We start from the raw sequence: 12,875 nt of genomic DNA on the forward strand, positions 1-12,875 counted from the left end.
CTATGGCAGGACACAGTAAATGGTCGAACATCAAGCATCGCAAAGCGGCGCAAGATGCCAAGCGAGGTAAGATTTTTACCAAGCTGATTCGCGAATTAACGGTTGCCGCCCGAGAGGGTGGCTCGGATGCCGATTCTAACCCGCGCTTGCGCGCTGCGATTGATAAAGCGCTGTCAAACAACATGACTCGCGATACTATCGAACGTTCGGTGAAGCGCGGGGCAGGTGAGCTAGAAGGGCAAGCGCTTGAGACCATTATCTACGAGGGCTATGGTCCTGGTGGCACCGCGGTTATGGTAGAAACCATGACAGACAATCGCAATCGCACAGTGTCCGGAGTTCGCCACGCGTTTTCTAAAGCCGGCGGCAACCTAGGTACCGACGGCTCGGTAGCCTACCTCTTTGAGAAAAAAGGCGTCATTAGCTACGCCGCAGAAACCGACGAAGACGCGCTAATGGATGCGGCCCTTGAAGCTGGCGCTGATGATGTGCTGGCCCATGACGATGGTTCCTTTGATGTATACACCAGCATCGAGGACTTTGGTCCTGTGAAAGATGCTCTTGATAGTGTTGGGTTAACTTCGAGCAATGCCGAAGTGACTCAAGTGCCATCAACCACGGCTGATCTCGATATCGACACTGCACCTAAGCTGTTGCGCTTAATAGATGCCCTAGAAGATCTCGATGATGTGCAAGAGGTCTATCACAACGGTGAGCTTTCCGCTGAGGTTGCCGCTGCACTAGAGTCGGCCGAATAGATGGCAATTATTCTGGGCATTGACCCAGGCTCTCGTATCACAGGCTACGGGGTGATCAAGGTTCAAGGTAAGCTAACCGAGTACTTAGGCAGTGGTTGCATTCGCACCGGCGATGGGCCTTTGCCCGAGCGCCTTGACGTCATCTTTCGCGGTGTTTCCGAACTGATTCAACAATACCAACCCGACGAATTTGCCATCGAACAGGTGTTCATGGCGAAGAACCCGGATTCCGCGCTTAAATTGGGCCAGGCCCGCGGTGCGGCGATTGTTGCCGCTTCACAAGCTAAATTGCCAGTGTCCGAGTACGCCGCGCGATTAATCAAACAAGCGTTAACTGGAACCGGCGGTGCCGACAAAGTGCAGGTTCAGCACATGGTCACACATATATTGCGCTTGCCCGCCAAACCTCAAGCCGATGCGGCTGATGCGTTGGCGGTGGCATTATGTCATAGTCATAGTCAGAAACTAAAAGTGGCGATGGCTGGCGATTCCAGCGGCTATGCCCGCAAGCGATTCAGATAATTAAACATAAAAACAAAGTGTTAGGGGAAGCGACGTGATTGGACGACTCTGTGGCGTGTTAGCAGACAAACAAGCGCCGGACGTACTGATTGATGTAGGCGGTGTGGGCTATGAAGTACAGCTTCCCATGACCAGCTTTTACGAACTTCCAGAGCTAGGCGATAAGGTAACCGTATTCACCCACTTTGTGGTACGCGAAGATGCGCAGTTGCTTTACGGCTTTGCCAATACCGCTGAACGCGCCCTGTTTCGCGAACTCATCAAGGTAAACGGCGTAGGCCCTAAGCTGGGCTTGGCCATCCTATCTGGAATGAATGCCAGCGAGTTTGCCCAAATTGTAGAGCGAGATGATGCCTCGGCATTAACCAAACTACCAGGCGTTGGCAAGAAAACCGCTGAGCGTTTGGTAATCGAAATGCGCGATCGCCTTAAGAACCTCAACCACGTTGATATGCCTTTGGGTCTGGCCAGCACAGTCAATGGCAACCCTGTAGCAGATAAAGATGTGGAAGGGGATGCGATTGCCGCGCTTCTGGCGCTGGGATACAAACCACAGCAAGCCAGCAAAGCGGTGAACGCCGTGATGGCTGACGGCTTGAGCAGCGAAGAGCTGATCAAGCGCGCACTCCAGTCCATGCTGTAATCGAGGCTAACCATGATTGAAGCGGATCGCTTAATAGAAGCGCAAAGCCAAGGGCAAGAAGAAAGCATCGACCGAGCGATGCGTCCTAAGAAGCTTGATGAGTATACCGGACAGGCTGAAGTCCGTGCTCAGTTGAGCATTTTCATCGAAGCGGCCAAAGGCCGTGAAGAAGCCCTCGACCATATTCTTATCTATGGCCCACCTGGACTGGGTAAAACCACTCTGGCACACATTGTGGCCAATGAGATGGGTGTGAACATTAAGTCGACCTCAGGTCCTGTGTTAGAGAAGGCAGGGGACTTAGCCGCCTTGCTGACCAACCTAGAGCCAGGCGATGTGCTGTTTATCGACGAGATCCATCGACTCAGCCCTTCGATTGAAGAAGTGCTGTATCCGGCCATGGAAGATTATCAAATCGACATCATGATTGGTGAGGGACCGGCCGCTCGTTCGATCAAACTGGATTTGCCACCCTTTACTTTAATTGGTGCGACAACTCGAGCGGGCTCACTGACATCGCCGTTGCGTGCACGCTTTGGGATTCCTTTGCGACTCGAGTTCTATATAACCGCCGAGCTCAGCCAAATCGTGCAACGCTCGGCCAAGGTGATGGAAGTCAGCCTAGACAAAAGTGGCGCTGATGAGATTGCGGTTCGCTCACGCGGAACGCCGCGTATTGCCAACCGACTACTTCGCCGCGTACGAGATTATGCAGATGTGAAGCACGACGGCAAAATTAACGCCTCTGTAGCTCAACAAGCGCTGGACATGTTGGATGTGGACGCTTGTGGCTTTGACTACATGGACCGCAAATTACTGCTGACCATCATAGATAAGTTTGGCGGTGGTCCTGTGGGGCTAGATAACCTTGCTGCTGCCATTGGAGAAGAGCGTGACACCATTGAAGACGTGTTGGAACCTTATCTCATTCAACAAGGTTTTATTCAAAGGACCCCAAGAGGGCGATTGGCCACAGACAGGGCCTGGCAACATTTTGATTTGAATAAGCCTGAATCCTAACTGAATAAAAAACCGCTTTTAGCGGTTTTTTTGTATCTAACTTTCGATACTTTAAATCCCTGTGAGCAGTCGGTTATCCAGCGGGGTTAAAGTTGTCATCGGGTTGTGCGTGAATGGTTAACGCATGGTTGCCGCTAGAAAATTGTTCCATTTTTTTATGTCTCAATTATGTTTCTGATATGTATAACCTTTTTAGGAATTACAATTCCGATATTAGCAAAATTAAGGTAGTTTGATACCGAATTTTGTACCAATTGAGCGCCAAATGTTGCTATTGGTAACATTTTCAAAACACACCTGACTAACAAAACCTCCTTTGGTTTCCTTGACCAAGTTTTCCCAGATTTTTCATTATTTTCCCCGCGCTAATAAAAACAACAACCGGCGCCATAACGATACAAAACAACAAATAATGATTGGGAGAATGTTACGAATGACTCAGCAACGACCCATTGCTTTGGGGGTTAAGAGCGCCTTAGCCGCCGGTTTGATCACCGTTCCTTTTACCGCTACCAACGCGATTGCAGAAGAACAACAAGCCACAGCCCCCGTAGAACGCATTGCCGTCACCGGCTCGCGTATTAAACGTCAGGACATGGAAACCGCCTCGCCAGTAACCACTATTGGTGCAGAGCAAATTGCTGCAGGTTCGTACACATCGGTTGAGCAGATTCTGCAAGAGACCACAGCATCCGCCGGAGCCGCTATCGGTTCTGCGACCAACAATGGTGGTCGTGGTGTCGCCAACGTGGACCTTCGCGGTATGGGTGCTAAGCGTACCTTGGTATTGGTTAACGGTCGCCGTATGGTGAACTCTGGCACCGGCGCGGATGCCAGCGTTGACTTGAATACCATTCCAGTGGCCATGATTGAGCGTATTGAAGTGCTTAAAGACGGTGCATCAGCGGTTTATGGTTCTGACGCGATTGCCGGCGTAATTAACATTATTACCAAGCAAGACTTCGACGGCTTTCAGATTGACGCGCAAGCGGGCATGTCGGATAAAGGCGACGGTGAAACCGGTGAGCTGAATTTGCTCTTTGGTAAGAACTACGACCGCGGTAACTTTGTGGTGGGTGCCACTTACGTCAATCGTGGTGAAGTCATGCAGGACTCTCGTTTCTGGTCCAACTGTGGTCCGGTTGGCGATTGCGGTGGTTGGAGCTCAACCATTCCTGGCGGTACCATTAACTGGGGTGATGGCTGGCATCAGCCAGATGGCAGTGGTGGTTTTAAACCGCAAGAAGACAAGTTCAACTATGTACCTTATAGCTACTTGTCTACGCCTCAAGAGCGTTTCTCTTTAACCGCCAACGGCAAATACGAGTTAAGCGACAACGTCACCGGTTTTACCGAGTTGCTGTATACCAAACGTCAATCAGCTCAACAAATGGCCCCAGCGCCTGTCACCGGTGTGGTGATCCCTAACGAAATTCTGCCAGAGGGCCCATGGGGCGATAAAGACATTGAGTATCGTCGCCGTATGAGTGAAGCCGGTCCTAGAACTTTTGAGCAGGACACAGATACCTACCGCATCGTGGTTGGTTTAGAGGGTTATTTGGACGTGGGTCGAGGTATCGACTGGGACTTGTCTTATAACTACGGCCGCAACGACGCGGTGAGCTATGCCAACAACCTAGTTCAGACTTCTAAGATGCTGGAGTCAGTTGGCAGCAACCCGTTGGAGTGGATGTCTGGTGATCCTCTATCGCAAGAAACGCTAGATTACATCATGTACAACGACCGCTCTGAGGGCGGTAACGAGATGCAGGTGGCTAACCTGAACTTCTCGGGTGAGTTGTTTGACATGCCAGCGGGCCCAGTGGCTTTTGCTGCGGGTGCCGAGTACCGTAAAGAAAGTGGCTACTTCACGCCAGATGCGGTAACCCAAGCCGGTGACTCATCACAGTCTCAACAAGATCCAACTGCTGGCGGTTATGATACCTCTGCTGTTTATGCGGAATTCTCAATTCCGCTACTAGCGGATATGAAATACGCCCAGGAAGTAACAGCAGAAGCTGCGGTACGTGCCTTTAATTACAGCACCTTCGGATCTGATGCGACTTGGAAGTTGGGTTTAACCTGGAAAGTGAACGAGCAGGTAATGTTCCGTTCGGTGGCGTCTACCGCGTTCCGTGCGCCAAGTATCTCTGAGTTATACGGCGGTAATGTTGGTTCGTTTGATTACCTGAATGACCCTTGCTGGGGCTACGGCGCTAACCCGGATTCACCCTATGCAGCGAGCTGTGCGGCATCAGGGCTAGATCCAAGCTATGGACTGGCAGGTGATGGCAGCGTAATGGACCCGGACAGCCAAATCGAGGTGACTTGGACCTCGGGCAACGATCTGCAACCTGAGCAAGCGGAAACCTACACCATAGGTACCGTGTTGTCGCCAACCGACAACTTGTCGCTAACCTTTGACTACTGGCAGTTCAAAGTTGAAAACGCCATTGTTCGTATCGACCGTCAAGCCTACCTAAACGGCTGTTATTCGGGCAACGACGAGATGTGCGACGTGCTAAATATTGAGCGCAGTGACGTCAGTGGCCAAATCAGCTACATGGAAGCACCGCTAGTTAACGCCGGTTACCAGAATACTTCGGGTGTCGACATGAACCTGAGCTACAAGTGGAACTACGGTGGTCACGACTGGATGTTCAACTGGGATGTCACGCGACTGCTTGAGTTTGAACAAGACGGTATCGACTACACAGGTACTCTAAGTGGTATGAACGGTGCCTACGCTGAATGGCGCCAGAACGCCAACTTGATGGTTCGTGCTGACGATTGGACCTTGAGCTACTCAGTTCGCATGATTGGTGAAATGCGCGACTTGGAAACGCCAGACTTCCAAGTGCCAGCTGCTTGGTACCACAATGTGTCGTACATGTACCACATCAACCGCAACTTAGACCTGACGGTTGGTATCAACAACATCTTTGATGAGACGCCTAAGTACACACCTTCATACTCTGATGTGTACACAGTGCCAGAAGTCTACGATGTGATGGGTCGCTACATCTTCACCAAGCTGAGCTATCGCTTCTAAAACGTCGTTTCTAAAGCGTCGTCTTTAAGGCCAGCTTAAAAGCGTTAGCGCCTTGAAACAAAACCGCGCCAATTCGGCGCGGTTTTTCACACCTTTGTAATCGTTCAATGTTTCAGCAAGTAAAGCTCGGCTTTCCTGACTTTTAGCTGAATAAATCCCGAGGTTAGACCATTTGTATGTGACAAAGATCACAAATTTGCACGCTAACGTTGTTCTGTAAAAGTTGCGAATTATTACTCTAATTTTAGTGATTACTAAGGCTGCTCTGCATAATTTCTGATCGATAACATCCTCTCGTAACAGTCTGATAATTTCCGCACTGATTTTTCCTCTACAAATAGGTTTAATTTTTCCTACATTATTGCGCTTTCGTTACGAAAGTTAGCGGTTGACCGATTAGGAACAATTTTTCAGTATCGAGTCATCGCCGAGAACAATAATAAGTGGCGTGACCAACTCTAAAGCAGAAACTATTTTGTAGGGATAATACAAATGATTAGAAAAAATTCCTTAACCTTAGCAATTCAAATGGGGATTATTGCGTCGGTAACTACCAGTGCCGTTGCAGTGAATGCAGCTCAGGCTCAGGAAGCTGCCGCAGAGAACGTTGAGCGTATCGCAGTTACCGGTTCTCGTATCCAACGTCAGGACATGGAAACCGCTTCACCTGTAACTGTCATTGATTCCGCAGCGATTAAAGCTGAAGGTTACAACACAGTAGAAGAGATTCTACAAACTCAACCAGCCATGGCGGGTATGTCGGTTGGTGGTACCACTAACAATGGTGCCGGTGGTCGTGCAACAGTAAACCTACGTGGTATGGGCGCTAACCGTACTTTGGTTCTACTGAACGGTCGCCGTATGGTTAACTCAGGTACTGGTGCTGATTCTTCAGTGGATTTGAACACCATTCCTGTTGCACTAATTAAGCGTGTTGAAGTACTAAAAGATGGTGCTTCGGCAGTATACGGTTCAGACGCCATTGCCGGTGTTGTGAACATTATTACTAAAGACGACTTCGAAGGCGTTTCTATCGAAGCCAAAGGCAGCACCACTGCGTCTAACCAGCACACCACTGGCGGCCACGATGGCGGTAACAAAGAAATCTCTATCATTGCTGGTAAGAACTTTGACCGTGGTAACTTCGTAATCGGTGGTACTTTCCAAGAGCGTGAAGGTGTTCGTCTTTCAGACCGTAAGTGGGTTGATCCAGGCCGTAGTTCAACTATCCCTGGTGGTACTTTAGGTGGCCGTGTACCTGTTCTTGATGCCGACGGTAATCAAAAGGTTGACGAAGAGGGCAACCCAATTTGGCAAAGCCGCACCATCATGCCTGACGGCAATGGTGGTATCCGCGACCGTGACCCAAGCAAAGACACTTATGACTACAACCCCGACACTTGGTTGCAGACTCCTAGCAAGCGCTACTCGTTGTTCTCAAACGGTTCGTACGAATTCAGCAACGACGTAATGTTGAAAGCCGATGTGTTGTACACCAAGCGTCAGTCAACTCAGCGCATGGCTCCACAGCCTGCCAACGTAGAACTGGACGTATGTACTGCAGAGAAAACCAAAGACTGTGTTGATATCACAGGTTTAGGAATTCACGCCAACGACCGCGGTCAAGTGACCTACAAGCGTCGTATGGTTGATGCTGGTCCTCGTATTTACGAGCAAGACATCGATACTTTGCGCGCCTCTATGGCTTTGTCTGGCTACCTGGACATTGGTAACGGCTACGACTGGGAAGCATCATACACTTATGGTCGAAACGACTCTAAGAGCTATGTTCACAACTCAGTGAATGCTAAGAACATGAAGCAGTCGATTTACAACAACCCTAATGCTTGGTTCAACGGCCAACCTTTGTCTCAAGACATCCTTAACGATGTAACTTATAAAGAGACCAACTCTGGCGGCAACGAAATGCACATTGCCTCTGGTGTTATCAGCGGTGACGCGTTTGAAACTAGCGCAGGTACTGCAGGTTTCGCAGCAGGTGTTGAGCACCGTTACGAGAGCGGCTTCTTCACTCCAGACGCAGTAATTCAGCGTGGTGAGGGTACTGCAGCTCAACAAGACGCGACTTCAGGTAACTACAACGTAACTTCGGCTTACACCGAATTGTCTGTACCTATGACCGAAAAGTTGACTGGTGAATTCGCATTGCGTCACGACCACTACAACACTTTCGGTGGCGCGACTACTTGGAAAGCGGGTTTGACCTATGAAGCGAACGATAGCGTAATGCTACGTACAGTAGCGGCCACTGGTTTCCGTGCACCTTCGGTATCAGAATTGTTCGGTGGTCGCAGCGGCTCTTACGAGTACCTGACTGACCCATGGGGCAAGACCGAAGACGACCAAATCTTGGTTAACCGCGTTTCAGATCCAAACCTAAAGCCTGAGAAGTCAGCCTCGTTCACTGCGGGTGTTGTGATTGCACCTCAGTCGGTAGACGGTTTCTCTATGACCATCGACTACTGGTCGTTCGACATCAAAGACGCGATTACTCGTCTTGATGTACAGGCTGGCTTGAACGCCTGTCATGCTGGTGACCAAGCGGCTTGTGATGTCCATGGAATCAAACCTGACGGAAACTTGCGTAATCTGAGGAATCCTCTGACCAACGTAGGTCGTCAGAAGACTAGCGGTATTGACCAAAACATCATGTACCAATTCGAAGGCTTTGGCGGTGATTGGAGCTTCAACAACGATACCACTATCTTGTTGAACTTCGAGCAAGACGGCAAAAACTACACTGGTACCATTGGTCAAACTTACGGCGGATTCGCAGCGTTTAAGAACAATACTCGCTTGAATGCACGCTGGGGTGACATCGGCTTCAACTACTCACTACGTTACATTGGCGACATGCGTAACTACGGTGGTGACAAGATGAACGTTGGTGATATCGCTTACCACAATATCTCGGCAACTTACTTCGTTACCGACAACATTGTTGCGAACTTCGGTATCAAGAACTTGACCGACGAGAAGCCTCTACCGGTATACAACGGTAACACCGGCGGCACTGTACCAGAGGTTTACAACACCATTGGTCGCGAAGTTTACGCTGGCGTAACCATGAACTTCTAACCCTTTGGGATGAAGTTGACTAGCTCAGCATCGCAGAGCTAACCGAAAAACGGGACCTAATGGGTCCCGTTTTTTATTGGTGGTAAATCAAAAGTTAGAGAGAGACTTTTCAGTTTATTGATTTCGAATTTGTAGGATCCAGTCCATCGATAGTGATTATCGGGTTACCAAAGAAAACTAGATACTGTGCGCGTTAAATGGACAAGCGGACGTATCGCTCCACACAGGGAGGAACAATTAAATAATGGGTAACTAAATGAAATCTTATACGCCAATTGCGTGGGTAGTACTCTGCGCAGGTCTATCGCATTCGAGCTATGCAACTGAATCCGCACCTAATCCTTCTGATCTTACGGAAACTAGCACATCGGCTTACTTTGGATTGAACAACCAAGGTAGCTTGAAGGGATCTATATCAACCGATTTCACCTACAACTCGAATCAGACTGGCATGCTGACCCTTGAGGGTACTATGGATAAAGAGGGTGGCTACTCAGACAGCCGACTGCAGTACTTTCATGTTTTTTCTACTGGTGACAAGATAGTTCCAAGAGCCGCCGCGTCAGTTGATATCATAGACAATGCGCTATTTTCCTCAGCATCGGTTGGTGGGGTAGTAGCATTGAATACCGGCGTTAAGGGGTTACAAATATTTCCCCGTTTTGGTGGCTTAGTTGGCGAGTATAAAGCACAGACTTTGACAACTTTTGACGTACAACAGAGTCGCGCGTACGGGGTTTCTGGAGCCTTCTATGTGATGTACACACTTGGCGATGATGGCACCTACATTGGTGCATGGCCAGAATACAACTACCTAGATGGCGACATCGAAACATCACTACTTAAGTCCACCTTGATGATAGCAACGCCCTTGGACCAGGCAAAGAGTCGTTGGGGCCAACTGAAACTAGAGAAAACCACAGGTAGCATGAAAACCGGTGATCAAAAGATTTCAGTGGATGACACTGTTGTATGGGCAAACTACAAGTTCTACTTCTAGTAAACACAGAAGTAGTCAAGCAATGTCATTCTTCAAGAAAACGCTGCTGTCGCTATAGCTTTGCGTTAAATTCGACAACAACACCATTACCTAAGCGGGAATTGGACTTTGTTTTGCGGAACATGTTTATCAAAGCCGCTTCTGAAAGTGAATTTTGCTGTCGTCGATATTGCCAAGTTCCTCATAGCGCGTGACCTTGTAGCCCTTGCCGATTAAGAGGCGCAGCATACTGGGAAAGCGATTATGAGACTTAACCGTCGCGTAGTTACCGCCTTGCTCGATTGCCCATTGCTCAAAACTTTGAATCAGTCGACCTGCTAGCCCTTGCTGTCTGTGCTCAGGCGCAACGCCTGTGAGCCAGTTGTAAAAGGTATCTGTAGATTCTTGGTAGGCCACTAGAAATCCAACCGCTTCGTTTTTATGGAGAGCTAAAAATACACGGTAAGGTTTGGAGCCGATACGCGCAGCTAATTGGGTAGGGGACTTATCAGGAGAGAATTCTGGTACAAGGGCGTCCACCTGGCTGGCAAGTTCGAGTGAGCCAGTTTGTATTTGGTAGCTCAAAGGGTCTTCCTGTATTTCGGTTGATTTGCGACTTACGAAAAAACGCCAAGTGCTAAGCCTTGGCGTTACGGTTAGTGTCGTGCATCGAGAAAGTGCTCCCAATCTGACCAAAGCCCGGAGTCTTTGAAATGGATTTCTGGATCTTTGGGAACCCAGTTAGGGTAACCATTGGCTAAGTGATATTGCCGCCATTCGTTGGCGTTATGGACACCTATCCATTTGGCATAGGTGGACAGCTTGCCATATTCGTCGCTGAGTGGGTTGTGTTGTTTCATGACGAACTCCAAAAAAGGAACCGAGCTCATCATAAACTAGGTTTAGAAAACATTTCTAGATGATGGTCAATAAATCATCAATTTTGTAGCCAATGCAGTTTCGAAACTCCAACAAAAAAGGCACCCGAGGGTGCCTTTTCAATGTTTAGTAGAACGATTGCTTACTTAAGAGTGTGAGGCCACTCTTTTTCAACGCGCTTCTCGATAAATTCTGCTTTATCAGACTGCATCTTCTCTAAGTCTAAACCGGCTAGTGGTTGGACTTTCGATTTGCTGTCGTAGTTAGTAGCATCGTAAGTAAAGGTTGAGCCATGGTCTTCGAGTAGTTTATCAGCCTCTACAATTGCTGCGTCTAGAAGTGTTCCGGCTTTAGTTAACAGTCGCTTAGCTTCATCGAAGTTGTGAGCGTGAATACCGTGAGAAGCGGTAGCGCTGTCCCAGAACCACTGCGCGTTACGGATCATGGTCAATAGGTTTTTCATTTCTGCATCAGATGGCAATGCGGCTTCATAATTCGCTTTAGCTTCCGCAATTGTTGCGCCAGTGTCGATACCTTTAACACCTTTCGCAGTCCAAATCGCTTGTGCTTTGAAGTGAACTTCATTTAGACGAGCATCAACACCGTTCTCGCCAAAACGAATTTCAGTGATTTCAGCTTTGCGATCAGCCATCTTGGTCTTCAGGTCATTACTACCGCCAACAGTGTGACAACCTGTGCAATCACTAGGCACATTGTCTAAGTCAAAACGAACGTTGTGATTTGAATACTCTTGGTCTTCGCTATTAGTCATTTTAGTCATGTGACAGCTAACACAACCGAAATCTTGGTGCATGCCAGAGTCTTTATCGACTACGTTTTCGTACTCTGGGTGCTGAGTTTTAAGATTTGGAGTACCTGAGATAGCATTCGTCCAGTCTTTGAAGCCAATCTTGTCGAAATAGGCAAGCTGGGCTTCTGCTGAGTAGCCTTCGTAAAGGCCGTCATTTCCAGCGTACTCAACTACAGCAGCATAATTTGTTTTCTCGCCAGGAACCCAGTGATCCCAAGGGTATTTTACTTTCTTAGAATCGGTACCATCAAAATAGTATTCTACATGGCATTGAGCACAGGTTTGACTACCTTGGTCCAGATGATTTTGCTCTTCGAATGTCAGACCGACTTTAGCAAGGTCTCGAGCAGTATATGGGCGTGACAAGCGTAGTTTATCTTCACCTAGTTCGTGGCAGTCAGCACAACCAATGGTGTTGGCCATTTCGTGACCCCATGTAGACCAAGATTGGTTCGCAAAGCGTGCTTCACCGACAAGGTCATACATACGAGAAACGTCGGTAGATTTACAAGACCAACAGCTTGCAGCCATTGCTTCACCAACTACTTCACCGTCATGACCAACTACAGGAGCGCCGGTGCGCAGTGATTTGATAACGTCGGTGAGAGCAAAGTGGTGGCCACGAGCGCGGTTGTAGTCTTTCGCGAAGCCATAACCAGCCCACGCAGTAACTAACACTGGATTTTTTTCTAATAGGTCTGTTGGACCACCTTCAGGAGTATTGTTCGCAGTGCTAGCCCAAGATGCGTATACATCAGGGTTGATTGTCTCCCAGTTGTCGCTGTTGTAGTAGTCAACAGGGCCTGTAGATGGTGGAATCACACAGGTGTTGGTCTCTTCATCTTTAATGGTGCCTTCGCCACACTCTACTGGGTCGACTGGCTCTACTGGATCAACAACACACACATTGTCGATAAGAGTTGAACCTTCACCGCAATTTACCTCGGTGACATCGTCATCGCTACAGCCTGCTAATACTGCAGATACTGCTAAAGCAATAGCTAGTTTTTGTAGTTTCATTTCCGTTTCCCTTTTATGCATAGTTTGCAATTTTGATAATTCTTTTCGCCGATTGGAGATTGGTGCAGGGGGCCAATTCCTCGGGGTGGCTT

Annotated in this window: 10 protein-coding genes; 7 read left to right on the forward strand and 3 right to left on the reverse strand. The window is 48.6% G+C overall.

Going from position 1 to position 12,875, the window contains the following annotated elements; translation table 11 throughout:
* The first annotated feature begins 2 nt into the window (after positions 1–2).
* The 7 genes from CLC93_RS07745 (at position 3) to CLC93_RS07775 (ending at position 10,094) form a co-directional block, all read left to right on the forward strand.
* Entirely contained in the window at positions 3–758 is a 756-nt protein-coding gene (locus tag CLC93_RS07745; protein ID WP_095505395.1) for a YebC/PmpR family DNA-binding transcriptional regulator, read from the forward strand.
* Complete coding sequence (gene ruvC, locus CLC93_RS07750; RefSeq protein WP_095505396.1) at positions 759–1,280, forward strand: crossover junction endodeoxyribonuclease RuvC; 522 nt, start codon at positions 759–761, stop codon at positions 1,278–1,280. It abuts the gene before it with no gap.
* 34 nt (positions 1,281–1,314) lie between these two features.
* Positions 1,315–1,923, forward strand: coding sequence for a Holliday junction branch migration protein RuvA (ruvA, locus tag CLC93_RS07755; RefSeq protein ID WP_095505397.1), 609 nt, complete (start codon positions 1,315–1,317; stop codon positions 1,921–1,923).
* Between the two features lie 12 nt (positions 1,924–1,935).
* Complete coding sequence (gene ruvB, locus CLC93_RS07760; protein ID WP_095505398.1) at positions 1,936–2,943, forward strand: Holliday junction branch migration DNA helicase RuvB; 1,008 nt, start codon at positions 1,936–1,938, stop codon at positions 2,941–2,943.
* Between the two features lie 433 nt (positions 2,944–3,376).
* The gene (locus tag CLC93_RS07765) at positions 3,377–5,995 is read left to right on the forward strand and encodes a TonB-dependent receptor (RefSeq protein ID WP_245837116.1); all 2,619 of its coding nucleotides are present in this window, start codon (positions 3,377–3,379) and stop codon (positions 5,993–5,995) included.
* A 492-nt stretch (positions 5,996–6,487) separates the two neighbouring features.
* The gene (locus tag CLC93_RS07770) at positions 6,488–9,094 is read left to right on the forward strand and encodes a TonB-dependent receptor (RefSeq protein ID WP_095505399.1); all 2,607 of its coding nucleotides are present in this window, start codon (positions 6,488–6,490) and stop codon (positions 9,092–9,094) included.
* A 451-nt stretch (positions 9,095–9,545) separates the two neighbouring features.
* The gene (locus tag CLC93_RS07775) at positions 9,546–10,094 is read left to right on the forward strand and encodes a hypothetical protein (protein ID WP_095505400.1); all 549 of its coding nucleotides are present in this window, start codon (positions 9,546–9,548) and stop codon (positions 10,092–10,094) included.
* Positions 10,095–10,223: 129 nt separating this feature from the next.
* On the opposite strand, the gene CLC93_RS07780 is transcribed toward CLC93_RS07775, so the two are convergent.
* From CLC93_RS07780 to CLC93_RS07785, 3 genes are all read right to left on the reverse strand, one after another.
* Positions 10,224–10,658 carry a GNAT family N-acetyltransferase gene (locus CLC93_RS07780; protein ID WP_169902885.1) on the reverse strand — a complete coding sequence of 145 codons (435 nt, stop codon included), beginning with the start codon at positions 10,656–10,658 and terminating at the stop codon, positions 10,224–10,226.
* A 71-nt stretch (positions 10,659–10,729) separates the two neighbouring features.
* A complete protein-coding gene (locus CLC93_RS17610) occupies positions 10,730–10,933 on the reverse strand; it encodes a hypothetical protein (RefSeq protein ID WP_141237362.1) in 204 nt (67 codons plus the stop codon).
* Between the two features lie 161 nt (positions 10,934–11,094).
* Positions 11,095–12,783 carry an ammonia-forming cytochrome c nitrite reductase subunit c552 gene (locus CLC93_RS07785; RefSeq protein WP_095505402.1) on the reverse strand — a complete coding sequence of 563 codons (1,689 nt, stop codon included), beginning with the start codon at positions 12,781–12,783 and terminating at the stop codon, positions 11,095–11,097.
* Positions 12,784–12,875: the final 92 nt, after the last annotated feature.

Origin of the sequence: Paraferrimonas sedimenticola, assembly GCF_002282855.1 — a bacterium.
Classification (GTDB): domain Bacteria; phylum Pseudomonadota; class Gammaproteobacteria; order Enterobacterales; family Shewanellaceae; genus Paraferrimonas; species Paraferrimonas sedimenticola.